Source organism: Streptomyces sp. NBC_00576 (assembly GCF_036345175.1).
Lineage (GTDB): Bacteria > Actinomycetota > Actinomycetes > Streptomycetales > Streptomycetaceae > Streptomyces.
Genome location: NZ_CP107780.1, coordinates 7892716 through 7917425 on the forward strand (window position 1 = coordinate 7892716; position 24710 = coordinate 7917425).

Consider the following 24710-nt stretch of genomic DNA (forward strand, 5'->3'; position numbering starts at 1 on the left):
TTTCAGTGGTGAACCAGCAGTACGCGCCTTACAGCACGCCTTACAACACGCCTTACAGCACGCTTTACCGAGGGAGTCCCCGTGGTCCGCATCGCGATCGTCACCTACGACCCCCGTCCGGAGACCAGCAAGGACCGGGATTTGCCGGTCCTGGTACGGGAGTTGGTCGCAGCGGGGGCCGACGCGGCCGGCGTCTTCTGGGACGACCCCGAGGTCGACTGGGCCTCCTTCGATCTCGCCGTGGTCCGGTCCACCTGGGACTACAGCTGGCGGGCGGAGGAGTTCGCGGGCTGGCTGGAGCGGTGCGGGAAGGTCACGCGGGTCGCGAATCCGGTCGGTGTGCTGCGCTGGAACATGGACAAGCGGTACCTCGGTGAACTGGCCGCTGCCGGCGTCCCCACGGTTCCCACCAGCTACCTGGCCCCCGGCGACGCCCCCGACCTCCCCGACGACCGCGAGTACGTCGTCAAGCCCACCTCCGGCGCCGGCGCCCGCTACGCCGCCCGCTACACACCCGAGGACCGGGAGACGGCCGTACGGCATCTCGCGCGCATGCACGCCGAGGGGTTCACCGCGATGGTGCAGCCGTATGTCGGAAGCATCGACGTCACCGGGGAGCGTGCCCTGCAGTTCTTCGGCGGTCGTTTTCTGCACGCCAGCCGCAAGGGGGCCGTACTGGCTGCCGGTACGGCGTACGACGACGACAAGGTCGCCCATCCCGACCTTGAGGTCTGGACGCCCACCCCGGCCGAACTCGCCGTAGCCGAAAGGGCGTTGGCCGCTGTGCCGGACAACTCCGGTCTCCTGTACGCCCGTGTCGACCTCGTCCTCGGCGATGATGGTGAACCCCGGGTCATGGAACTGGAGTTGATCGAGCCGAACCTGTTTCTCGATCTCCACCCGGACTCCGTACCAGTGGTCGTGCAGGCTGTCCTGCGGGCCGCCGTCGGCCGGTAGGGAGCGTCGGACCCGTCAGTCCTTGACCGCCACCCGCTGCAGCAGTCCCCAGGTGAACTCCGCCACGTACTCCCGCCGCAGCCCCGCCCCGTCCGGCGCGGTGAACGCCAGACCCCAGCGGGTCGGGGCCGTTCCCTCCAGGGGGCGCGCGGGGGTGAACGCGCGGGCGACCTCGTCGACCGTGCAGGACCATGGGCGCAGGTCGGCAGGCGTGTGGAGTTCGGGGGCGGGGGCGCCCGGCGTTCGTACCAGCCATTCGTTCCAGGCCACGCCGTTCGGGGCCACGAGCACCTCGAAGCGCAGGTCGGGCCAGAGGGGGACCGGCCACAGCCAGGCCTCGCACTCCAGGTCGCCGATCCTGCGGGGCGTCACCGACTCGGGGGCGCCGAGGACCGAGCGGTACCGGCCGGCGGCGGCGCGGGCGCGTGGGGAGCGCAGCATCGCCTGCCAGCGTTTGTTGGCCTCGCGCATGTCCGCGATCGACACGCCCAGCTCGTGACGGGCGTCCTCCACCAGGTCCGGGTTGTGGTCGGCCATGCGGCGCAGCAGCACCAGCTGGAAGTCGATAACCGTGAACATGTGAACCATCGTCTCGTACCGGCCGGGAGACGAGGACGGTCACGGACGGCAACGAAGCCATCGCACGCCCATTGCCCGTCCGGGCCCTTGTGGCTAGCCTGTCCTCTGTTCGTCATGCCGATCGTCTGTTGAAATCTCGAACGTCGTCGCGATGCGTCGAGATCGAATACACCCTGAACACAAGAGAGGGGGCCGTCATGGGACGCCTCGTACCTGCCGTGACCCGGGCTCTCGACATTCTTGAGCTCTTCCTGGATGGAGACGGCACGCTCTCCGCCCCGGACATAGTGCGCCGACTCCAGCTGCCACGCACCACCGTGCACGAACTGGTGACGACGCTCGCCGCCCGTTCGTACATTGTGCAGGTCCCCGGCCAGCCGGGCCGCTACCGCCTGGGCGTGCGCCCGTACCAGCTCGGCAGCCGCTACGCCGAGCAGCTGGACCTGGCCGCGGAGGGCCTGCAGGTGGCCCGTTCCGTCGCCGAGACGTGTGACGAGACGGTGCACGTCGCGATCCTCGAAGGCACGGACGTCATCTACATCGCCAAGGTGGACTCCACCCACGCGGTACGGATGGTGTCGGCGGCCGGCCGCCGCCTGCCCGCCCACTGCACCTCCGTGGGCAAGATGCTGCTGGCCTCGCTGCCCGACCACGAGCTCTCCGCCCGGGTCCCCGACAACGTCCCCCTGCCCGCGATGACGCCGAACAGCATCACCGACCCGGCTGCCCTGCGCGAGGCCCTCGCGGAGATCCGCCGCCGGGGCGTCGCCGTGGAGAACCGTGAGTCGAACCCGGACGTCAGCTGTGTGGCGGCTCCGGTGCAGGACCGCACGGGACGGGTGGTCGCCGCGCTGTCGATCTCCGTCCCGATGATCCGCTGGAGCGACGACCACCGTTCGGAGCTGGAGCAGCTCGCCGCCAAGGGCGCCGCCGAACTCTCCGAGCGCCTCGGTCACCGGAGTGTGGCATGACGACGTACGAACCCGCCCTCGAAGTGGCGGTCCAGGCGCAGGCGACCCTCGGTGAGGGCCCGACCTGGGACGCGGCGAAGTCCCGGCTGATCTGGATCGACATCCTCGGCTCCCGGGTCAACACCTACGACCCGTCGACCGGCCGTCGCACGGTCATGGCGACGGAACAGCACGTGGGCGCCGCCAAGCCGCGTGCGACCGGCGGCCTGGTCCTGAACCTGCGCGACGGAGTCGCCCTGTACGACGACGAGGGCGCCGACCCCGCCACCGGCTTCCGCTGGCTGCACCACGACCCGACCCCCGGCCGCCGGGCGAACGACGCGGCGGTGGCCCCCGACGGCTCCCTGTGGGCCGGCACGATGCGCTACGACGAGGCGCCGGGCGGCGGCACGCTGTCCCGCCTGACGGGCGACGGCGAGGCCACGACCGTCCTGGACGACGTGGCGGTGAGCAACGGCACGGGCTGGAGCCCGGACGGCCGCCTGATGTACTACATCGACTCCCCGACCCGCCGCGTCGACGTCTTCGACGTGTCGGCCGACGGGCGGAATGTCACCAACCGCCGCCAACTGGCGCTGATCGAGGAGGGCGCGGGCTTCCCAGACGGCCTGACGGTCGACGCGGACGGCTGCGTCTGGGTCGCCCTGTGGGACGGCGGAGCGGTACGCCGCTACACCCCCGCCGGCACCCTGGACCGCACGATCACCCTCCCCACGGTCCGCCCCACGGCCTGCGCCTTCGGCGGCCCGAACCTCACGGACCTGTACATCACCACGGCCCGCGTCGGCCTGTCCGACCCCCACCCGATGTCGGGCTCGCTCCTGGTCGTACCGGAAGCGGGCAAGGGGGTCGCCCAGCCGGCGTTCGCGGGCTGAGCGCGCCACACCCGCTACCGAGCCGAGTCACGGTTACCGGGCCGAATCACTCCGTACCGAACCACGCCTCCGCCACCGCTTCCCAGGTCCCCTCCGCGGGTATGTGCAGTTCGCGCATGTACCAGGGCAGGTTGCTGTACACGTGCAGCAGTGTGTACGCGAGGAGTTGGCGCGGGGCGAAGGTGTGGCCGTACGCGCGGGACAGGCGGGCCAGCAGGTCCGTCTCGCCCCGGGTGACGAACAGGCCGACGCCCACGAAGTCGTACGCGCGGTCGCCGATCATCGCCGGCTCGAAGTCGAAGAGGCCGGTCAGGCGCCAGGTGTCAGGGTCGATCAGGAAGTGCTGCTGCATCACCTCGGTGTGCAGCAGGGAGCGGGCCGGAGTGCGGGGGAGCGGGTTCGCGGCGAGGAAGTCGGGGATCCGCTCCAGCCAGGCCGCCGACAGACCGTGACCGCGCTGCTGCTCCACCGCGCGTTCGCGCCGCCCGTCCAGGAACGCGCCCCAGTTCTCCGGACCGAGGACATCGTCGAGGGACGCGGGGTCGAGGGCGTGCAGGACGGCCAGCGCCTCGCCGATCTCGGTGACGAGGCGCTCCCGGTGGGCGCGCGGGACGTGGCCCCAGACATGGGCGAGGTTCACGCCGGGCAGGCGGGACATCAGGACGTACTGCCAGCCGTTCTCGTACGGGCCGAAGTCCTGGACCTGCGGGGTCGGTACGGGGAGCCGGCCCCGCAGATACGACAGGACCCGGCCCTCGGCCCTGCCGTCCTGGGCGGCGGCCCCGGGGAACAGCTTCAGGACGAGTTCGTCGCCGACCGCGTACACCGGCTGCGAACCGTCCGCGAACCGGGTGAGCGGGGCGCCGCGCAGGCCGAGGCGCGCGCACAGCTCCGCCGCCCCGGCCCGCATCACCGTCTCGTCGGGGACCACCGCGTCCCACTGTTCGTCCGTCTCGACCACAGGAAGCATGATCCGGACCGTACGGCGGCTACCGGCGGACAGGCAACGGCATTTGGCGGCAACGGGTGGCCTGCTCCGCCACTCCTGGTCCGCCACTCCTACTCCGCAGCCTTCCACTCCTCCGGCAGCAACGGCGGCCCGCTCAGCGGCGGCTTCAGCGGGCCGATCGCCGCCGCCAGCAGGACACTTGGCGTCAGCAGTACCTCCGCGCCGCGTTCCAGGGACGTCACGTCCGTCACCCGGCGGGCGATACGGCCGTTGCCCGTGGCCGTGCGCATCAGGCGGCCCACGTAGGCCGCGAGGATGCGGTCCCGCAGGGTGGGGCCCTTCTCGGTGGCGCCGGGATAGAAGATGTCCTGGCTCGTCGCCAGGTCCCAGGCAGCGGCGACCGGGAGGGCCACCGCCTTCTGGATACGGCGGGACAGACCGGGCGTGCCCCAGCCCTGACGCCGGATCACATCCCGCAGCGCGACGGCACTTTGGGCCGCCACCGACATTCCGTGGCCGTAGATCGGGTTGTACGCGGCCAGCGCGTCGCCGATCACCGTGAAGTTCTCCGGCCAGGCGGGCATCCGCTCGTAGTAGTGCCGGCGGTTCGACGTCGTGCGGGTGATGGACACGTCCGTCAGGGGTTCCGCTCCCGCGAGCAGGTCGGCGATCACCGGGTGACGCAGCTCCTCGCGGGCGAACCGCGTGAACTCCGCGCCGTCCGTGGGGGGTTCGCTGCCCCGGGTGCCCGACAGGGAGACCAGCCAGCAGCCGTCCTCGATGGGTGCGAGGACGCCCGCCCGGCCCGGACCACCCGCCCTCGGGTCTGCCTGGACGGTGACCACCGGGTAGCCCTGCCGTGCCGGTTCGGGCGCCCGGTAGATCCGGCTGGCGTACGCGAGCCCGGAGTCGACCACGCGGTGGGCCGGTTCGGGCAGGCCGAGTTCGCGCAGCCAGTGCGGGGCGCGCGAGGCGCGGCCGGTGGCGTCCACGACCAGGTCGGCGTGGAGGGTGCGGCGGCTGCCGTCGGCGCCCCGCAGCCGTACGCCGGTGACGGCCTCGGCGGTGCCCTCCAGGCCCAACACCTCGGCGTGCTCGACCAGTTTGATCCGGTCGTCGTCCAGGACCTGGGCGCGGACCGTCGCGTCCAGCAGGTCCCTGCCGCACAGGAACACGTGGTGCGACTCGGGCCACCGCCGGAACCAGCCCTGCGGCGCCAGCGCCACCATGTCCGTCGTGACCGCCAGCCGGTGCGCACCGGCGTCGAGCAGCAACTCGCCCACGCCCGGCACCAGTTCCTCGACGGCTCGGGCACCTCCGGACCACAGCACATGCACGTGCCGGGCCTGCGGCAGGTTCCGGCGCGGCTCGGGGCCGTCCGGCAGGACGTCACGCTCGACGACGGTCACACGGTCCGCGAACCCGACCAGCGCGCGGGCCGCGAGCAGCCCGGCGAGCGAACCGCCGAGGACCACGGCGGATCTGACGGGAGACGACTGATCACTCATATACGTGCAGGCTCTCTACTGTGGCGGACGCGAGGGCGCGCACCGCCTCGATCTCATCGGGGTGACTCAGGACCTGGGACACGGCGTCGATGCCCTGGAGCAGCTCCGGGAGCAAGTCCGTGGCGTGGTCCTTGACTTGGGGAAACTGGGGAGATTGGCCAGAGGGGCGAGAGGGGTGACGGGACAGGGCGCGCGCCTCGATCGCGTCCCGGATCGTCACGGCCGCCGCCAGCGCTTCCGCCCGGCCACGGCCGTACCCCAGGTCCACAGCGGCCTCGTACGCCCGCCGCCGCAGTTCCTCGTCGAAGTGGCGGGCGAGTTGGAGCAGGGCGTCGCGGATGAACGTCTCGCGGCGGGTCAGCCGCAGCTCCGGGGTGGCCCGCAGGGAGAAGGGGACGCCCCTGCCGGTGGCGGTGCGCAGCAGGTCGTACAGCGGGGCGAGGCGGAGGTGGGCGCGGCGGAGCTGCCAGCGGTCGCGCAGATACTGACCGACGTGCGGCAGCACGAACCCCGTCGCGATCAGGACGGCGGCGACGCAGCCGGCGAGTGGGGCGAGTTCCGTGGAGAGCGGGTCCAGGTCGCCGCCCGTCCAGCGGGCGACGACGGCCGTGCCCTTCGCCGCGTCGAACACCAGGTTGGCGGCGTAGCCGACGGCCAGCGACTTCAGGCCCCGGCGCAGCCACACGTCGAGTCCGGCGGTGTGGATCCAGTTCCGGATCAGCCGGTACGTCAGGACACAGGACGTGGTGTGCGCGAGCAGATAGAGCGCGATGAGCTCACGCATGAAGGGCGTACGGGCGTAGTACGTGTCCAGGTCCCGCCGACGCTCCACGGGGACGTCCGCGAGCCCGAACAACGCCCACAGCGCGACGATCACGCCCGTGTGACCGACGGCGACCCACCGCATCGCGCGCCGTGCCCTCGCCGAGCGGGCCGGGTGACCGGCGAGGCCGCCGCGCCACGCGATCATCAGCAGCAGACTCGCTCCGCAGAACGCGACGAGGAAGCTGTACACCAGGGGCGCCGCGATGTTGGGCACGCCAGTGACACGGTTGGCCCAGGAGACGGCCGGCGGCGCCGCGAAGACGAAGATGCCGCAGGCGAGCAGCAGCAGACCGCCGACCGCGCGGCGCAGCGGATCCCGCCACAGCCTGACGATGCTGGGCAGCTTGAACACCAGGGCGGCGGCCAGGGCCACGATCGGTGTCCCGAAGACGAGGACGGAGTACGGCTCGCCGGGGAAGCCGGAGGGGTTCATCGCCGCGCGTTTCCGCTTCCTCTGCCGCGATACCCCAGGGAGGCCTGCACGCCACTGCTGCCGGTGCTCGCCGAACGCCCCTCCACCCACGGCCGGAAGACGGTGGCGAGGCGGTGGCCGAACTCCTCGGCGTCGGCCTCGTCGGCCTCACGGGAGCCGTTGCGGGCGGCGACGGTCAGCGCGCTGCCCTGCCAGGACTGCTCGTCGGCGAGTACGCGGGCGGCGGTCGCGCCGACGCTGTGGTGGTGGCAGTGTCCGGCGTGCAGATGCCACAACTCGTGTCCCAGGATGACGAGTTGCTGCACCGCCTCGGCCCGCTCCTCGACGATCACAAGGTCGAAGTCGTGGAACTCCACCCACAGGCCGGTGACTTCGATCTCGTCGGGGAAACGCTCGAAACGCAGCTCGACGCGCCGCCCGCGCCGCGCACTCATCTCCTCGCACAGCGCCCGGCACAACTCCCGCACTCCCGAGGGGCTGTTGTCCTGATCCCGCGCCTGATCCCGTGACGCCTGATCCCGCTCCTGCTTCCGCAGTGCCGTGTCGAGGGCGCCGGTCAGGTCGCGCATCGCACCCCGGGTCCGCAACCGGTGCGCGGCCCGGGCGGGCAGCAGAGCCGCCAGCACACCCCTCGTCGCCTCCCTCATCCCCCGCATCGCTCCCGTTGTCGTCATCGCTCGGTCTCCTCGCCGCCGCTCAGCAGCCCTTCGAGCATCACCGCGAGGGCCTCCTGCTTGCGCGGGGTCAGCTGCCGGCCGCGCAGGGCCAGCGTGACGACACCGTGCCGGGTCGCGAACCGGACCAGCGGGCCCTCCTCGGCGCCGCCGAGTTCCTCCAGCAGGCGGCGGAGTTCACGGTTCAGGACGATGGGCGCGGGGTCGGTGAAGAAGCCGGTGCCCTGCTCGACGCCGAAGTACGCGGCGAGCGCGGTGAGATCGGGAACGTTCGGCATCTTCTTGCCGAGGAGCAGCTGGCGGGCCCACTCGGGGCTGATCGACAGGGCGCCCGCGACCTCCTTGCAGACCTCGGCGCGCTTCCTGCCGCTCGCCGCGAGCCGCGTCTCGTGGAGCGTGTGCACCCGGCGCCGGATACGGCCCTCGATGTCGTCGGCCGACGACTGCGCGCCCTCGGTCAGCAGCGCCTGGATCTCGCCCTCGGTGAGAGCGGTACGGGCCGACAGGACTCGTACGTCCAGGACTTCGGCGCGATCGAGACGCGCCTCGGCGATGCGTTCGTCGAGGCGGGCGAGGGTCTCTGAGAGGGGCTCACTCACGGGCCGACTCTACGTGTCCGGACCTCTGCGCACCAGGAAAATCCAACGATCGTTGGAGGTCACGGAACGATCGTTGGGGGCACCCGCCATTGACGTGCGGACACTCCAAAATTACGGTCCTGTTCGAAGTTACGAGTGGCCACCGATATACCGAACAGCGCAGTGGCGACCGAGAGGAATTCATGTCCCGCACCGCCCGCTTCACGATCGACCCCGCTTTCACCGTCGGCGAGGTCAATCCCCGTCTCTTCGGATCCTTCGTCGAACACCTCGGCCGCTGTGTCTACACCGGCGTCTTCGAGCCCGGCCACCCCGCCGCCGACGAGGCGGGCCTGCGCACGGACGTGCTGGAACTGGTCCGCGAACTCGGCGTCACCACCATCCGTTACCCCGGCGGCAACTTCGTCTCCGGCTTCAACTGGGAGGACTCGGTCGGCCCGGTCGACGAACGCCCCCGCCGGCTCGACCTCGCCTGGCGCTCCACGGAGTCCAACCGCTTCGGGCTCTCCGAGTACATCGACTTCCTCAAGAAGGTCGGCCCGCAGGCCGAGCCGATGATGGCCGTCAACCTCGGCACGCGCGGGGTCGCCGAGGCCCTCGAACTCCAGGAGTACGCCAACCACCCCGCCGGCACCGCCCGTTCGGACCTGCGCGTCACGCACGGCGACAAGGACCCGTTCGGCATCAAGATGTGGTGTCTCGGCAACGAGATGGACGGCCCCTGGCAGACGGGCCACAAGACCGCCGCGGAGTACGGCCGCCTCGCCGCCGAGACCGCCCGCGCGATGCGCCAGATCGAGCCGGACCTGGAACTCGTCGCCTGCGGCTCCTCCAGCCAGGGCATGGAGACGTTCGCCGAGTGGGAGTCGACGGTCCTCCAGGAGACGTACGACCTGGTCGACTTCATCTCCCTGCACGCCTACTACGAGCCCCACGACGGCGACATCGACTCCTTCCTGGCCTCCGCCGTGGACATGGAGTCGTTCATTGACAACGTAGTCGCGACCTGTGACCACGTCGGCGCCCGCCTCAAGTCGAAGAAGAAGATCAACCTCTCCTTCGACGAGTGGAACGTCTGGTACATGACCACCCGGCCCAGCTCACTGCCGGCCGAGGACTGGGCGGAGGCCCCACGGCTGCTGGAGGACGTCTACTCCGTCACCGACGCCGTCGTCTTCGGCTCGCTCCTCATCGCCCTGCTCCGGCACGCGGACCGCGTCACCGTCGCCTGTCTCGCCCAGCTCGTCAACGTCATCGCGCCGATCATGACCGAGCCCGGCGGCCCGGCCTGGCGTCAGACGACGTTCTTCCCGTTCGCGCAGGCCAGCAAGTACGGACGCGGCGAGGTCCTCGACGTACGAGTTGACTCACCGACGTACGAGACGAAGAAGTACGGCGAGACGGACCTGCTGCACGCCACCGCCGTACGCGCCGAGGACGGCACGGTCACCGTCTTCGCCGTGAACCGCGACCGCACCCAGTCGCTGCCGCTCGAAGTCGTCCTGAACGGCCTGGAGTTGACGTCGGTCGTCGAGCACAGCACGATCGCCGACGCCGACCCGGACGCCCGCAACACCCTCGACGACCCGGAGCGCGTCACCCCGCACCAGGCCACCGGCACCACCCTCCAGGACGGCAGGCTGACCGCCGTCCTGGAGCCCCTGTCGTGGAACGTGATCCGACTGGCGTAGATCTCCGACTAACGGCCGGGGGAGGGGACGACCGTCACCGGAACTCCCCCGGCCGTACTCCCGAGCAGCGTCAGCCGTACCTCCCCCGGCCCCGACTCCGTCGTACCGTCCGAAAGCACCGCCAGGGCAAGGGTGTTGGCGCCCCGGGTGCGCAGGATGCCGTTCGGGAGGACGAAGGTGTGCTGGGGGCCGACGTCGTTGACGTACTGGCCCATGTTCCAGCCGTTCAGGAAGATCTGTACGCGGTACGCGCGCACCGGATCGTCCTCCAGCACCAGCCCGATCGACGCGTCGACGCCCGGACCGACGTCGAGCCGGAACCCGGTCCGGTACCAGGCCACCCCCTGCCGTCGTCGCTCGGCACGCGGCAGCTCGACCACGGGCCAGCCGCCGTCCCCGTACCCCGGCAGATGCCAGCCCGACCGTTCCCCGTACAGACCACCGGTGTTGAGCGGCCCACGTACCGGATCGGCCGCCGCCGCAGCCGCGCCCTGCAGTCGCCACCTCACCGCAGGAGAGGCACCCGTGAAGGTCACCGCTGTCAGTCCGCGCGCGACCTTGTGCGTGTCCTGCGTCTTCCCGTCCATGTCGTGCTGCATCCGCCGCACCAGCACGGACAGCACATGCCCGCCGGGCGTGCGCACCCTCTCCGGCACGCCGAAGGTCGTCGTCGCTGTCCAACTCCCCTTTCGTACCGTCTCCTTGTCCGGCACCGGCATCCGGTGCGTGCCCAGCGGCTCACCGTCCAGCCACGCCATCAGCAGCCCCTGCGTCCCGGTGCTGTAGCCGAGGGACACGGATTCCATGCCCGTGGCGTCGGTGAAGGAGCCCCGGTACCAGACGTCCCCGTAGTGGAAGCCGTAGTCGTCGGCGAACAGCACGGGCTGCCCGTCGGGCACGGCGGTCGTACTGAACGTCGAAGTCCGGTCGGCGACAAGCCACTTGGAGTCGTCGAACCCGGGCGCGGACTCGGGGTTCTCCACCTGCCGCCGCCAGCCGCCCAGCACGGGCAGCGCGACCGCCGGGACCCCCGCCAACGGCTGCTCGGCCCGCAGGCTCCCGGAGTCGGTGGCTGACATCTGCAACGCGCCCTGATTCCAGACCACTTCACGCACCCCGTGCGGCGCCCACACCTCCAGCTCGGCGGCCTCGACGGTGTCCCCGGTCAACCGCACGGCGTCGCCCCGCAGTTCGGCGGTCCGCAGCAGCGCCGGCCCGTACACCAGCACCGATCCCGACGGGGTCTCGCGGGGCCAGAGCCGCGCGGAGGTCTCGTCGTCGGCGAGGAGAAGGAGGAGGGGAGCCGATATTCCGCCCCCTTCGACCAACACCCTGGTGAGACCGCCGAGTCGGGCGGTCACCCGCACCCGCCCGTCCGCGTACGAGGACTCCGCGTCCCCCGCCAGTACAGTCACCGTCGGCTCACTCGCGCACTCCAGCGCAGTCACCGTGGTCTCGCCCGCGCGTCCCGTCAGCACGGCGACGTCCCGGCCCCCTGCCGTCAGCCACAGCATCGGCTGGGCGTTGGAGTACGCCAACTTCCTTTGCCCCAGGGCGATTCCGGCGGCGAGGAGACGGGCGTCCGAGGCGGGGACGGTGACCGGCAGCGAGGTCCCGGCGACCGGGAGGGCCGAGCTGACCGACTTCGTGGAGTCGTTGCGCAGGACGTAGATGTGGGCGTCGGTGTCAGGGTTGGTGAGGTGGTAGACCTTGATCCGGCCGTCCCCCGCCGCCACGCCCCCCACAGTTATGTCCTCGGCCGGGTCCAGCTTGGCCAACTCCGGTACGCACCGCACCAGATGCCCGAACTGGTGCATCGGAACGACCTTCGGTGTCGCCAGGCGCCCCTCGTCGAAGGCGGCACCGTAGTCGTACGACGTGTACACCTGCGGGGCGGGCAGCCAGCCCCAACTGGTGCCGCCGAAGGTCATGTAGACGTTGTGGACGGTGATGCCGTTGGCGAGGTTGGTGAGGTAGAAGCGACGTTCGTAGGCCGCGTCCCGGGTCCGCGCCGACCCCGCGTACCCCGCCCCGTCGAACTCGGCCCCGCCCCACGGATCGAACCAGCCGCCCCCGAACTCCGGCACGAACCCCGGGGTTCCTGGACTCGCCGTGGCCCCGCCCTTCTTACCGCCGATGCCGAAGTGCCCCCAGTCGGGCGGGACTTCGTCCGGCGCCGGATAACCGTCGAAGCCGTACAGCCAACGCCCCCGCTCACCGCCGGTGTCGAAGGAGCCGGGCGTCCAGTAGCCGTGTCTGCTCTGGTCGTTGTGAAAGAGGGGCACGTCGATGCCGTCGGCGCGGACCTTGGCGTACAGGTGGGCCATGTAGTCGCGGCCGGGGGGCTTCGTGACGTACGCGTAGTACTCGTTCTCGATCTGGTAGAGCAGGACCGTGCCGTCGCCCCGGGTGTAGAGGTGGCGGGCCACGATCCTGTTGACCGCCGTCAGCCACTCGTCGGCGTACGAGAGGTAGGTCGGGTCGGAGATACGGGCGCGAGCTTTCGTCGCGGTCAGCCAGCCGGGGAAGCCGCCGGCGTCGACCTCGGCGTTGATGTACGGGCCCGGGCGCAGGATGACGTACAGGCCGGTCTCGGCGGCCTGGCGCAGGAACAGGTCGAGGTCGCGGACGCCCGTGAAGTCGTACCGGCCGGGGGCGGGGGAGTGGTAGTTCCAGGCCACGTAGATGCTGACCGCGTTGTAGCCGTGCGCGCGCATCTTCTGGAGCACATCCCGCCACAGGGACGGGCTGGGCAGCCGGAAGGGGTGCATCTCTCCCGACCACAGGACGAGCCGTCGGCCGTCGACCAGGAGGGAGTAGCGGTCGAAGCCGACGGTGTGGTGGCGGCCGTCCGCCGTGGGCGGGTCGGGGGCCGGTCCGGTGGGCGCGGTATGGCCCGCGTACGCCGATCCGCCCGGGCCGCCGGAGTCCATGCCCGCGCTCGCGTTGAGGGAGAGGCCGAGGGCGGCGGTGCCGGCGAATGCGGTGAAGGTACGTCTGCTCAACACCAATGTGGTCTCCTCGGCCGTACGGGGCCCGCGCGTGGGGACAGGGGATACGCGAGTGCGCTGATGCGCGGGTGCGGTCATTGTCCACACCGTGACGACCGACAATGGCCGCATGAGGATCTCGGCGCGGGCGGACTACGCGGTGCGAGCGGTGCTGGAGCTCGCCGTACGGCAGGACGAGGGTGCTGTGAAGGCGGAGACCGTCGCCGCTGCCCAGGCAATTCCGCACAAGTTCCTGGAGGGCATCCTCGGCGATCTGCGGCGCGGCGGGATCGTCGACTCCCGGCGCGGTGGGAACGGCGGCTACCGGCTGGCGCGCGCCGCCGCGGAGATCACCGTCGCGGACGTCGTCCGGGCCGTCGACGGGCCCATCGTTTCGGTGCGCGGCGAACGGCCGACCGGTCTCGCCTACACCGGCCCCGCCGAACCGCTGCTCCCGCTGTGGGTCGCGCTGCGTGCCAACGTCCGCAAGGTGCTGGAGGGGGTGACCTTCGCCGATCTGGCGGCGGGGGAGCTGCCGGAGCCGGTGCGGGGGCTGGCCGAGGAACCGGCGGCCTGGGAGAACCCGTAAGGCGGTCTGGGAGTACCCAATAAAGCGGTCTGGAAGAAGCCATAAACCAGTAAACCCGTATGCCCGGAAGAGCCCAAATTTTCAGTCTTTCAGGGCCGTTTATTGTGCTCCATCGGAGTGTTTCTAAACCACTTTGACGGATGAAGTTCCGGGTTGGTTGTTGACGACCTTCACTCTCCCGATACCTTGACCTCTGCATGTGCATGTAACGGGTGGGGTCTATGTGAAGGGTGTGCGTACGGGGATGAGATCGCTGAGATCGCGTCGAGGGTGGGGCATCGGGGCCGTTGTGGCCGCCGGAGTGTCCGGAGTTCTGATCGTGCAGTCAGTGAGCGGCGGCGGCACGAACAACGCGGCCGACGACGGCAAGCCGGCCTCCGGGCCGATCGCGACCGAGGAGTACGCGACGGCGCTGAAGGTCGCCGCCGACGGCGACTCGGCGACCCTGGCCAAGCGGGACACCAAGCCGTTCAGCATGCTCGGCGTCACCTGGTCCGACCCGTCGGCCACCATGGCGGGCAAGGTCGAGGTCCGTACCCGCGACGCCGGCACCGACAACTGGACGTCCTGGCTGGAGCTGGGCACGGACAGCGGCCCCGGCGAGGAGGGCGCGACCCGCGCCGGTACCGAGCCCGCGTGGGTCGGCGCGTCCGACGGCGTGGAGGTCCGGGTCGACGGCAAGACGTCGGCCGAGCTGCCCAAGGGGCTGCGCGTCGACATGATCGACCCCGGCACCGGTTCGGTGTCGGACCTGGAGCCCGCGGGATATGTGGCGGCTGCGAGCACCGAGTCGCCGGACGCGTCGAGCACGCCGGAGGTGACGGACTCCGCCTCGCCGACAGCGACGGACTCGGCGTCCGCCTCCGCGTCCCCGAGCGAGTCCGAGTCCGCCTCCCCGTCCGTGTCGCCGTCCGAGTCCGCGTCGCCGAGCGCGTCGCCCTCGACGTCCGCGTCGGCGAGTGCCTCGGCCTCACCGTCCGCCTCGGCGAGCACCGGCCCCACGGCCCCGCCGTCCACCGCCCCCAAGCCGCCGATCACCTTGCGGGCGGGCTGGGGCGCGGACGAGTCGATGAGCCCCGAGGCGCCGGAGTATCTGACGGGCGGGATCAAGGCGGTGGTCGTCCACCACACCGCCGAGACGAACGACTACACGTGCGACCAGTCCCCGGCCATAATCCGCGGAATCTACACGTACCACGTCAAGACAAACGGCTGGAAGGACATCGGCTACAACTTCCTCGTCGACAAGTGCGGCACCATCTTTGAGGGCCGCAAGGGCGGGATCGACAAGCCGGTCTTCGGCGCGCACGCCTACGGCTTCAACAGCCAGACCACTGGCATCTCCGTCCTCGGGAACTACAACCTGGTCGCCCCGCCGACGGCAGTGCTGACCTCGGTCGCCCGCCTCGCCGCCTGGAAGCTCGGCCAGTACGGCGTCAACCCGGCCGGGACGACCACGCTCACCGCGGGCGCCGCCGGGACCAGCCAGTACAACACCAGGACGTGGAAGACGGGCGACCAGCTCAGCTTCCCGACCATCCACGGCCACGGCGACGGCTACGCCACCGAGTGCCCGGGGACCAAGCTCTACGCCGCGCTGCCCACCATCCGCAGCTACGCGGCGGGCCCGGTCACCGGTCTCGCCCTCAAATCGGTGACGGGAGCGGGTACTTCGGGCACGCGGACGTACACCAAGTCGGCCGCGACGATCAGTTGGGCGGCGACCACGCCGGCCGCACTGATCACGAAGTACGAGGTGCTGGTCGACGGCAAGGTCGCCGCCACCACCGCCGGCACGGCGACCTCCGGAAAGGTCAACCTGGCGCTCGGCACGCACTCCGTGTCCGTACGGGCCACCCACATCTCCGGCAAGACGACGACCACCGCCGCCGCGACCGTCGTCGCCGAGACGACCGCGCCGACCTTCACCACCGCGCCCAACCTGGCCCTGCGCACCGGCACGGTGAACACGACGGCCGTCCCGGTCACCCTGCAGTGGAAGGCCACGGACTCGGCCGCCCTGAAGGAGGTACGCCTGACGGCGCCGGTCGCCAAGACGTACGGCCCGACGGTCACCAGCGCCGCCCTGACCTCCAAGTCCGGCGCGGCCACGACCTGGTCGATGACGGCGTACGACCAGGCGGGCAACACCAGGGCGGCCTCGGTCGCCGGTACGCCGGTGATCCTCCAGGAGTCCTCGGCGACCCGCACCGGCACCTGGACGACGAAGTCGTCGACCAGCTACCTGGGCGGCAAGTCGTACTCCAGCACCGCCAAGAACGCCGCGCTGACCTGGACGTTCACCGGCCGCTCGGCCGCCCTCGCGGTGTCGCGGGCCTCGACGTCCGGCCAGGTCAACGTCTTCGTGGACGGCGTCAAGGCCGCGACGGTGGACCTGAAGTCGGCGACGACGAAGTACCGCGACGCGATCTGGACGAAGAGCTGGAGCGCGAGCGCCAAGCACACGGTCAAGATCGTGGTCGTCGGCACGAGCGGCCGCCCGGCGGTCACCACGGACGGCCTCGTCTACCTGAAGTAGTACTCCCGGCTCTCCTTCTCCGCGTGAACAACCTGAGTGCCGTCCTCGTACGGTGCTCAGGTTGTTTGCGTTTCCGGGTGGCCCGGAGATGGCTGCGGGTTACACCGAGGGGTGAAACAGGCCGCGCGTGGGAGGGGATTGGCCGGGGATCGACGTGGCTGGTACCTGGCGGGCCACCTATGCTGCGACCGCTCGACCTTCACAGTTCCTTCACTGCTCAATCACAGGTTGAGTGTGGCCATGTACGTGCGCTTGGCATGTACATGACTTCTGCGTGCATGCGTGATTCTCACCCCCCCACTGCAACACTGCGTTGAAAGGGAGAACCATGGCTGGTGGCCTGCTCGTGAGCGGCGCGATTGCCGCTCTGTTCGCCGCTGCGATACCCGCACAGGGTGCCGGGTCGTCCTTCGAGGACCCGCCCCCGGACAAGATCGTCATCAAGGTCGCCACGGTGAACGGCTCCGGCTGTCCCGCGGGTACGGCCGCGGTGGCCGTCTCCGGCGACAACACCGCCTTCACCGTCACCTACAGCGACTACCTCGCCCAGGTCGGCGGCAACTCCGACCCGACGGCGTTCCGCAAGAACTGCCAGATCAACCTGCTGGTGCACGTCCCGGCGGGCTTCACGTACGCCATCGCCAGCGTCGACTACCGGGGCTTCGCCGCTCTCCAGCGCGGCGCGAACGCCATGCAGCGGGCCTCGTACTACTTCCAGGGCTCGCCGAGCACGGCGTTCCGCACCCACTCGTACAACGGCCCGCTCAACGACAACTGGCAGGCCACCGACAGCACCGACTGGGCCCAACTGGTCTGGGCGCCCTGCGGAGTTCAGCGCAACTTCAACATCAACACGGAGTTGCGGGTGAACAAGGGTACGTCGACCGGTACCAGCTTCATGGCGATGGACTCGACGGACGGCGACATCAACACGACCTACCACATGGCGTGGCAGCAGTGCCCCGCGAAGTGAGGGCTGTGGGAGCCGTAAGGGAGTTGTAGCCCCGCCCGGCCGGACGGTGCCCCACGACCGGGGTGCCGTCCGGCGAGCCGGCGGGTGTACGGGGTGCGGACACGGCCGGCCGTGTCCGCACCCCGCTGTGGTGGTTACGGCGGTGCTGCCGACGTCAGCTGCTTTCCACCCCCACGGTCAGTGTTCCCGCGTACCCCGCCGAGGTCGAACTCCCCAGTGCGGTAAGGGTGAGGAGGCCGGAGGCGGCGCCGCCCTCGTCGTAGATCGAGTCCTGGGCGAGGGTGGTGCGAGGAACCGTGTTGACCGCGTAGGTCGAGAGTGCGGCGACCCTCCTCGTGATCGTCTCGCTGAAGTACAGCTGGCCGGTGTGGAGTTCCTGGCCGCCGGTGAACGAGCCGTCGGGCGTGAGCGTGACGTTCGTGTGCACCTTGAGGTGGATGTGGACGCAGCGGCCCCGGTACCAGCCGGGGTAGACGCTGGTTATGGTGGCGACGCCGCTGGAGTTGGTCAGCACCCCGCCGCGCAGGAAGGTGCCGTTGTCCGGTTCGGTGTGGCCGTTCTGGCCGACGAAGCCGGAGTACTCGCCGAGAGCGTCGCAGTGCCAGATCTCGACGAGCGCGTTGCTGAGAGGCGCGCAGGTGTCGTCGTCGACGACGGTGAGGGTGAGTTTGAGGGGGATGCCGGTCTTGTTCTCGTGGATGTCGGCGCGGACGTACTGGCCGTCGAGGTAGTAGGGGCCTTCGGTCATCTCCCTCGTGAGGGTGCAGACGGCTGCGGCGGCGACGGGGGAGGTGGGGGGAGTGGGGGCTCCGGGGGAGGCTGAGGTCACGGCCAGGGCGGCGGCGGTGGCACCTGTGGCTTTCAGCACGGTGCGGCGACCGACCTGGGTGGGGAACGTTACCCATTTCTCTGTCATGAGCACAGGAAGATAGTGGGGAAACCGCCGAAGGTGTGTGGGCTCAGAAAACTGAACAAGTGTCAAGTTACTTGTAGGACAAGGGAGTTGATGGGCTGCAACGGCTCAGCTCCAGCTCGGTGAGGACCAGTTCGGCTCGTTGTACGGCAACGGCCGTCCCGTGTAGGCGTCCAGGAGGACCCGGTCGCCCAGCGGCTGCTTCAGCTCGACCGTCACCTTCTTGCTGTGCATGTCTGCGGTGCAGGCGAGATCCGACTCCACGTAGGCGACGGTCGCCGAGAGCACCACGCTGCCGTCCGTCTCCAGAACCTTCACACGGGGACCGTCGTCGCAGGAGCCGTGGTGCGCCAGCACGGTGACGGTCCGCCCGTCCCCGGACACCTCCACCAGCTGCGGGAGTTGCATCAGTTCGGTGGGCACCTCATCGCCGATTCCTCCGATCGGCGACCGCGGAAGCTTCGACGGGCGCAGCGCGACGCGCCCCAGTGGCTCGTCGTACCCCTCCAGCGTGAACAGCCAGGCGGGTACGGCCGCCGGGCCCCGGCTCGTCGCGATCGTCATCCCACCCAACTTGGCTTCGGTGACGGTGAGATGAGGTTCCTCGGCGCTGTTGAAGCGGTTCATGGCGGTGTACGCCTGTCGCGCGTCCAGCAGGGGTCGGGTGAGCGAGCTTCCGCCCGCCCACTTCGCCTCCCCCTCCTTGGGCGCGGTGGTGGGGAGTTCGCCGTCCAGTACGTAGTTCTCCAGCTGGTGGGCCGTCCTGTCGGCGGCGCTGTGGAAGCCGCCGACAGGCGGCGGGGCCGCGTCGCCCATGGGGAAGTAGCCCTTGCGCCATGCCTCGGCGGACTTGGAACCGTCCCAGGCGTCGGCGACCTGCTGGGCGCGGCCTGCGGTCGGCGACGAGGTGTCCTGGTCGCGGGGCTTCGAGGTGCCGATGTCCCCGGCCTTCTCGCTGCCGCAACCGGCCGCGAACAGGGCGGTGGCGAGGGTGAGAACGAGAGCGAGTCGGGTCGTGGTGCGGGTGGTGTACGTACGCATGGGTCCCCCCGGAGCTGATGCTGTCGGGACTGGGACGCAGGGGACCCGGCTTACGTTCGGTCCTGCGGCTTCCGGGCGACGGTCACGTGAACGGCCGCCCAGGGCCCAGCGGCACCTGGGCGGAGTACACCGGCTCGGTGTGCGTGGCCGGGGCCGACTCGTCGTAGCACTCGATCAGCAACTCGCCGCGCAGGTCGTCGAGTTCGCTCTGGGCTTCCGCGAGGAAGGCGGCGGCCCACGCCTGCAGCGAGGAGTCCCGCAACGCCACGTTCGGAACCTGGCTGAACTCCGGCCCGCCCAGCCCCTGCCACCCGGCCCACGGCTCGTCGTCCGTACGAATGCGCAGGCGGTACCAGTAGGGCTGCCAATAGGGCTTCTTCTTCATGGGTCAGGGCGGTCTCAGGCCCTGACGGCGTACGCGATGAAGCCGGCCCAAATGGTGGGGGAGAGGGTGAGTTGGGGGCCTTCTTTGTCCTTGGAGTCCCGGATGTGGATGGTGCCGGGGCAGGTGGCAACCTCTACGCAGTCGCCCTGGCTGCCGCTGCTGTAGCTGGACTTGCGCCAGGCGAGGGCGACCTCGACGCAGTCGTCGCCCTCGGAGCCGCTGTAACTGCTCTTGAACCAGGCCAGGTTGGGCGTCGTCCTCATAGCGCTCCTCGCATCCGCTCCAGCAGGCTCCGGGATTCCTCCGGTGTCAGAGCCTGTGAGCGCAGTTTCGCATACCGCTGCTGGAGGACGCTGATCTCTTTCGGGTCAGAGATGAGTCGGCCGTTCTTCTGCCCCTCGGAGTAGGCGAACCACTTGTTCTTCGGTGTCTCCAGCAGCCGCAACGGGCCGTCCAGCCCCGCGTGTACGGGTTGCCGCAGCGGCATGAGCTGGACCTCCACGTTCCACTGCCGTTCGATCACGTCCAGCAGGTGGTCGAGCAGCTCCCGGGTGACCTCCTCGCCGCCCGTGTGCCGCTCCAGCACCGCCTGTTCGAGGATGAAGCTGAACGAGCACGGCGGATTCCGCTGCACGGAGAGCAGCTTCTGTCGCTCCAGACGGGCTTCGATCCGCCTGTTCAACTCCTCCTCGACGGGCAGCGGCGGCACGCTCATCGTCACGGCACGCGCGTACGCCTCCGTCTGCAACAGGCCCGGGATCAGGCGGCATTCGTACGTGCACAGGCTGATCGCCGTACCCTCCAACTGCGCCCACCGCCTGAACCACGCCGCCAACCCCGGCTGCCGGTTCAGGAACTCGGCCGCCTTCTTCAGCGCCCCCGTGTTGCCCAGCACCACATCCGCCCGGTCCACGAACTCCGGATCGGGCATCCGCCTCCCCAACTCCACCGAGGCCACCGTGTGTTCGGAAAACCGCACCGCCAGCGCGAGTTCCCTCCTGCTCAACCCCATGTGCTCGCGCAACGCCTGGACCACCGCCCCGAACGTCCGCAAACTGTCAGAGAACTCCGGCTCGCCGCTCATCGTCCCCTGCGTGCTCTCAGCCATCGTCGGCCACCTCTCGCGCACTCGCCCCGCTGCACACACCCGATTCACACATGGTCACGTACAGTGATGAGTACTGTCCAGTCCGTAATCACGTACGCTGCCCCGGCGTACACGGTTCCGACCTGGTGAAGTGCGCCTCCCATCCGCCACATTGGGATCATGAGTGCACCATCAGCCCCTCAATGCCCGGTTACCGTACGTATGTTCACCCAGCGCCTGAGCTCCACCCCACGTGGCGCCCGCCTCGCCCGGCACCTTGCCGTGGGGCAGCTGGATGCCTGGGGCATCCCGTACAGCTCGGACGTCTCCGAGGCCGTCGCGGTGATCGTCGCCGAGCTGGGCGCGAATGCGGTGACCCACGGACGCGTCCCGGGGCGGGACTTCGAGCTGCGGCTCGGGCTCGTCACGGGCAGCGTGCGCGTCGAGGTCACCGACAGCCGCAGCGGCCCGTGCCCGCCGGGACCGAGGGACGTAGGGTCTCCGTTGCCTCTGGCGGAGTCCGGGCGCGGGCTGGTCGTCGTCGACGCGGTGGCGGACCGATGGGAGGTGCTGGACCGGGAGCCACCGGGGAAGACGGTGCGGGCCGAAGTGGATGTGCCGGGGTGGTGGTCGCTGGTGAGGCGCCAGAGGGGTGGGGAAGGTGTAGACGCCTGAGCGTTTGGTCCGCTGTGGGTGCAGGGTCGGGGTTGTGCGGCGAGCGCAAGGAGACGCCGCACAACCCCGCCGTTCTCTTCGCTTCGCGTTGTCAGCTGATGGTTTGGTAGCCGCCCCAGCCATCGCTGACCTTGGACAAGGTGGTGTTCGCACCGCTGATGTCCAGGAAGGTCCACAGAGCGTTGTCACTGAGGGTGAACCATAGGTCGAAGGCGAGACCGCTGTGGTCGGCGTCGCCAGGTGAAGTGATCATTGGCGCGACGGCCGGAGTGAAGTTGCGTCCGGTGCGCACCTTCGTTGAATGGTCGGCCAGACCATCACCGTCGTCGCCAGTGCCTCGGAAGATAAACAGTTCACCAGAGGAGCGATCACGGGCGCCGAGGTCAACACGACCGTCGGCGTTGGTATCTCCCGGAGCGAACAAGTCGTAGTTCTTCCAGTTGTCGTTGCCGATGAGGATAGGTTCGCGGTCGCCGTCGAGACGGTAGTCCGGACCGCCGAAGTACAACCAGAGGAGATTGCCTTCCTTGACCAGGAGGTCAGGGAAACCGGGGATGTCGGAGGTGCCGTCGCCATCGAGGTCCTGTGCGCCGTCCACGTCGCCGACGGCGAGAATCTGGTCAGCGATCTGCCAGTGGTCGTTCTCGGTCCCGTAGGTGGTGAGTTCCTGGCGATTGCCGGTGTCTCCCGAGCAATCGGTACACGCGAACCCATCGCCGTCGTTGGGATGGATCCAAAGGCGTTTAGATCCGGTGGTGTCGTCCTGGCCCAGGGCGATGAGGTCCTCGTATCCGTCACCGGTCCAGTCGCCGCGGTGGGTGATACGGGTGCCGTTCCATGTGGCGTTGGAAGCGTGTGAACTGGCTTCGGTCACGGTGCCGTCACCTGCCCCATAGAAGCGGCGAAGGGCACCGTCCTTGTCAACGGCCCACAGATCAGGATTCCCATCGCCGTTGATGTCACCTGCTGCGTCTGCTTGCTGGAGCCCATTGACGTAGAAAAGGTAGTCGGCTCGGTCAGACTTATTGCCAGCACCATCCACGCTGTGGGCATACACGTGATTGGCACCCGAGGCTGTCGGAGTGATCGTTTTTGTGACTGAACCTCCGGCAGCCGTGGGAGCGACCGTGCGGACCCTGGGGTCCGTATCGGTCCAGTACTCGTACTTCTTCACATCCTTGACGCCACCGCTGGAGAAGGTGAATGAGCCTGGGGTGCGCACCTGGCCGGTAGTGGTGGGCCACCCCTCGCTGCCGTCGGGGAACTGAGGGGAGATGATGCCGGGCGGGATGCTCGGCCGGTTCGGATCGAAGACGAAACGGCAGCCGGCTCCGGCAGGGGTCCAGGCTGAGCCGATTCTATTGTCCTCAGCCTGGACCTTCCAGGAGAAGTTGCCGCTCGCTACCCCCAGGTGAGGCTTGAGTTCTGCGCGTGTGATCTTCACCTTTGCCACGGTGCCGGACGTGACGTAGACGGCCTTGTTGAAGAAGACGCCAGGGCCGTCGTCGTGGTGGCCGGTAGCCCAGAGGTGGAACTGCGCCTTTACGGTGCCACCGTCGGAGTCCGATACCTTCGCCGTCAGGTAGAAGTCGGTGTTGCCGATCGTGCCGTATGGGGCGACATCGCCGCAGCCCTTGGAATTGCGGGTGCTGATTGGTGATGTGTCCTGCGCAGTTGGCGCGTTGGGAAGGGTGTTGTACTCGGTGGACAGCACCGCAGACCTGGCGTCGAACTTCTTCCATCCGTACACGTCGGACTCGTTGGAGGCCGCGAGCTCGAAGGTCATGGTGTTCCACTTGCTCGCTGCGGCATCGGTTGCGCCGGGTGTGACATTGAAGGCAAGGTTGCCTGCCGGACAGCTGGAGCTCCAGCCCTTGGCGTCGGTGACCGTGGCTTGCTTCTCGCGTCGGATCGGCCGGTTGTTCCAGGTGGTGGACGAGTCTATGGAGTCAGTACGCCACACCTCGACCGGTTTGGCCGTACAGGACCAGGACCAGGTGTTCTTGATGCGGAACGTGGACTTGATGACCTGTTTCTTCGTGTTCCAGAGGTTTTTTGTGTTCATGCGGAAGTAGGAGCGAGCCAGTCCATTGGTCTCGTTCTCGTATCCCACACGGGCTGTTGCAGTCGAGGACCCTGAGCCGCCCCAACCTGCGCCGTTGTAGAAGGAGCTGCTGGGGTACTTCTTGTACGCGATAGTCCATGAGTAGCGCGAGCCCTCGACGTATGGGTCGATGTACACCGGGTAGGTGGTTTCGCCGCTGGTCATGAGCCCCGCGTTGGGGGTGAGCCGCAAACTGCCGTCCGTGACCTCGATGGGGATGGCGGCCTGTTGCGCCCCTTGGCCGGGTTCGAACTCGTCACCGTGAGGCGGAATGGCTCTGGGGCCGGCGGCGGTGGCTGACCGGAGACCCGCACCACCTGTGCTGTCGGTTGAACTGTCCCACATGCGTGGTGTCGGTGCCGTGAACAGTTCCTGCCCGCCCGGATCGACGGCGCTCAGATTGCCGTCATTGTCCGCTGTGACAGTCACGCCGTCACTGGACATCTCGTAGCCGATGGTTTTCAGTTCCGGATTCGTCGCAGCCTGGGCGGACTTCACAACGAGCAGTTGGGCGAAACCGGAAGCGCCGGCGCGCAGCTTGAGGTCGACATCGGGCAGTACGTCAGGGTAGATGACGGTGTCATTCGCTATCTGTGGCTCAGGGAGGGCCCTGGGCCAGGACAAGGAGATGCTACGGCCGTCGCGGGTGATGGTTGCCAGCGGTCCCTCGCCGCCGCCGGAGAACTCAAGCCCCACGGTGGTGGCCTTTGGCGTGATCTTGCCGTCCTCACCAACGCTCAGGCTGGTGTTGATGTCCACCAGCCTGTTGGCCTGGCGCGCCCATTGGGCAGTGGCGTAGCGCTCCTCAGTGAAGGTTCCCGTGGGGTTGGCGAACACCTGAGACGTTTCCGTGCGGTGGGAGACAAGTTCTACTGGTTCCCCCGAGTCCGCTGCCTGGGCCAGTGCTTTCGTCTCCTCGGCCGAGTGCTGCTGCCCGACTGGCGGGGAGTAGCGGATGCCGTCTGCGGCTGAGGGCAAGGCTGTAGTCAGCAGTGCCACCATCGCCGCCGCCATGACGGCGGCGATGGGTATGTGGCGCAGTTTTTCTGGCCTGCGCCGTCTTCGATGGGTTCTCACTATGCCTCCCCTTTAGTTTCCTGCACCAGATTTGTGCGCACCATATAACTCTGGCAAGGCGGCGCGAGGAAAGGTTATAAGGGTTTTCCTTGAACACCCACTGTGGCCGATTTTGCTCAATCTAAATGTTGCGAAAAGTGAATTTTGACCGAGTTGCCCAGTAGATATCGGCTGGATTTGGTTGGCCTAAAGTCGCGACTCGGGGTGATGGGTGGAATTGCGTCGCATGATTCCGCTTGTGGTTCGGGCGTCCCGGCGAGAACTCGCCAATCCTGC

General features: G+C 68.9%; 21 protein-coding genes. 8 read left to right on the top strand and 13 right to left on the bottom strand.

Annotated features, from left to right (window positions below):
* Positions 1 to 81 precede the first annotated feature (81 nt).
* On the top strand, positions 82 to 957 hold the full coding sequence (locus tag OG734_RS34335) for an ATP-grasp domain-containing protein (protein ID WP_330291308.1): 876 nt from the start codon (positions 82 to 84) through the stop codon (positions 955 to 957).
* A 15-nt stretch (positions 958 to 972) separates the two neighbouring features.
* Here the strand turns inward: OG734_RS34335 and OG734_RS34340 are convergent, their stop codons facing one another.
* Positions 973 to 1545 (bottom strand): hypothetical protein, encoded by a 573-nt coding sequence (locus OG734_RS34340; RefSeq protein WP_330291309.1) that lies wholly within the window; start codon positions 1543 to 1545, stop codon positions 973 to 975.
* Positions 1546 to 1733: 188 nt separating this feature from the next.
* On the opposite strand from OG734_RS34340, the gene OG734_RS34345 reads away from it, so the two are divergent.
* Positions 1734 to 2507, top strand: a complete 774-nt coding sequence (locus OG734_RS34345; protein WP_330291310.1) for an IclR family transcriptional regulator — start codon at positions 1734 to 1736, stop codon at positions 2505 to 2507.
* The gene (locus OG734_RS34350; RefSeq protein WP_330291311.1) at positions 2504 to 3382 is read left to right on the top strand and encodes an SMP-30/gluconolactonase/LRE family protein; all 879 of its coding nucleotides are present in this window, start codon (positions 2504 to 2506) and stop codon (positions 3380 to 3382) included. The genes OG734_RS34345 and OG734_RS34350 overlap by 4 nt, the downstream gene beginning before the upstream one ends.
* Positions 3383 to 3428: 46 nt before the next feature.
* On the opposite strand, the gene OG734_RS34355 is transcribed toward OG734_RS34350, so the two are convergent.
* The 5 genes from OG734_RS34355 to OG734_RS34375 all read right to left on the bottom strand — a co-directional run bounded on the left by OG734_RS34355 (position 3429) and on the right by OG734_RS34375 (position 8370).
* On the bottom strand, positions 3429 to 4352 hold the full coding sequence (locus OG734_RS34355) for a phosphotransferase family protein (protein WP_330291312.1): 924 nt from the start codon (positions 4350 to 4352) through the stop codon (positions 3429 to 3431).
* A gap of 89 nt (positions 4353 to 4441) precedes the next feature.
* On the bottom strand, positions 4442 to 5839 hold the full coding sequence (locus OG734_RS34360) for an NAD(P)/FAD-dependent oxidoreductase (RefSeq protein WP_330291313.1): 1398 nt from the start codon (positions 5837 to 5839) through the stop codon (positions 4442 to 4444).
* Positions 5832 to 7097, bottom strand: coding sequence for an MAB_1171c family putative transporter (locus tag OG734_RS34365; RefSeq protein WP_330291314.1), 1266 nt, complete (start codon positions 7095 to 7097; stop codon positions 5832 to 5834). Before OG734_RS34365 ends, OG734_RS34360 begins: the two co-directional genes overlap by 8 nt.
* On the bottom strand, positions 7094 to 7753 hold the full coding sequence (locus OG734_RS34370; protein ID WP_443065119.1) for a toxin-antitoxin system, toxin component family protein: 660 nt from the start codon (positions 7751 to 7753) through the stop codon (positions 7094 to 7096). The genes OG734_RS34365 and OG734_RS34370 overlap by 4 nt, the downstream gene beginning before the upstream one ends.
* A gap of 14 nt (positions 7754 to 7767) precedes the next feature.
* Positions 7768 to 8370, bottom strand: a complete 603-nt coding sequence (locus OG734_RS34375; protein WP_330291316.1) for a transcriptional regulator — start codon at positions 8368 to 8370, stop codon at positions 7768 to 7770.
* Positions 8371 to 8552: 182 nt separating this feature from the next.
* Between OG734_RS34375 and arfA the strand changes: the two genes are divergently transcribed.
* Positions 8553 to 10061 (top strand): arabinosylfuranosidase ArfA, encoded by a 1509-nt coding sequence (gene arfA / locus OG734_RS34380; RefSeq protein WP_330291317.1) that lies wholly within the window; start codon positions 8553 to 8555, stop codon positions 10059 to 10061.
* A gap of 8 nt (positions 10062 to 10069) precedes the next feature.
* On the opposite strand, the gene OG734_RS34385 is transcribed toward arfA, so the two are convergent.
* Positions 10070 to 13072, bottom strand: a complete 3003-nt coding sequence (locus OG734_RS34385) for a beta-galactosidase (RefSeq protein ID WP_330291318.1) — start codon at positions 13070 to 13072, stop codon at positions 10070 to 10072.
* 109 nt (positions 13073 to 13181) lie between these two features.
* On the opposite strand from OG734_RS34385, the gene OG734_RS34390 reads away from it, so the two are divergent.
* From OG734_RS34390 to OG734_RS34400, 3 genes are all read left to right on the top strand, one after another.
* The gene (locus tag OG734_RS34390; RefSeq protein WP_330293901.1) at positions 13182 to 13640 is read left to right on the top strand and encodes an RrF2 family transcriptional regulator; all 459 of its coding nucleotides are present in this window, start codon (positions 13182 to 13184) and stop codon (positions 13638 to 13640) included.
* 244 nt (positions 13641 to 13884) lie between these two features.
* Positions 13885 to 16179 (top strand): peptidoglycan recognition protein family protein, encoded by a 2295-nt coding sequence (locus OG734_RS34395; RefSeq protein ID WP_330291319.1) that lies wholly within the window; start codon positions 13885 to 13887, stop codon positions 16177 to 16179.
* 328 nt (positions 16180 to 16507) lie between these two features.
* A complete protein-coding gene (locus OG734_RS34400; RefSeq protein WP_330291320.1) occupies positions 16508 to 17152 on the top strand; it encodes a DUF4360 domain-containing protein in 645 nt (214 codons plus the stop codon).
* A 154-nt stretch (positions 17153 to 17306) separates the two neighbouring features.
* On the opposite strand, the gene OG734_RS34405 is transcribed toward OG734_RS34400, so the two are convergent.
* The 5 genes from OG734_RS34405 to OG734_RS34425 form a co-directional block, all read right to left on the bottom strand.
* Positions 17307 to 18068, bottom strand: a complete 762-nt coding sequence (locus OG734_RS34405) for an intradiol ring-cleavage dioxygenase (protein ID WP_330291321.1) — start codon at positions 18066 to 18068, stop codon at positions 17307 to 17309.
* A gap of 105 nt (positions 18069 to 18173) precedes the next feature.
* Positions 18174 to 19106 carry a hypothetical protein gene (locus tag OG734_RS34410; protein WP_330291322.1) on the bottom strand — a complete coding sequence of 311 codons (933 nt, stop codon included), beginning with the start codon at positions 19104 to 19106 and terminating at the stop codon, positions 18174 to 18176.
* 82 nt (positions 19107 to 19188) lie between these two features.
* On the bottom strand, positions 19189 to 19491 hold the full coding sequence (locus OG734_RS34415; protein WP_330291323.1) for a hypothetical protein: 303 nt from the start codon (positions 19489 to 19491) through the stop codon (positions 19189 to 19191).
* A gap of 14 nt (positions 19492 to 19505) precedes the next feature.
* A complete protein-coding gene (locus tag OG734_RS34420; protein WP_330291324.1) occupies positions 19506 to 19754 on the bottom strand; it encodes a DUF397 domain-containing protein in 249 nt (82 codons plus the stop codon).
* Positions 19751 to 20599: a helix-turn-helix domain-containing protein gene (locus OG734_RS34425; RefSeq protein ID WP_330291325.1), complete on the bottom strand. Its 849-nt coding sequence runs from the start codon at positions 20597 to 20599 to the stop codon at positions 19751 to 19753. The genes OG734_RS34420 and OG734_RS34425 overlap by 4 nt, the downstream gene beginning before the upstream one ends.
* Positions 20600 to 20758: 159 nt before the next feature.
* Between OG734_RS34425 and OG734_RS34430 the strand changes: the two genes are divergently transcribed.
* Positions 20759 to 21253 carry an ATP-binding protein gene (locus tag OG734_RS34430; RefSeq protein ID WP_330291326.1) on the top strand — a complete coding sequence of 165 codons (495 nt, stop codon included), beginning with the start codon at positions 20759 to 20761 and terminating at the stop codon, positions 21251 to 21253.
* Positions 21254 to 21344: 91 nt separating this feature from the next.
* Here the strand turns inward: OG734_RS34430 and OG734_RS34435 are convergent, their stop codons facing one another.
* On the bottom strand, positions 21345 to 24434 hold the full coding sequence (locus OG734_RS34435; protein WP_330291327.1) for an FG-GAP-like repeat-containing protein: 3090 nt from the start codon (positions 24432 to 24434) through the stop codon (positions 21345 to 21347).
* Positions 24435 to 24710 lie beyond the last annotated feature (276 nt).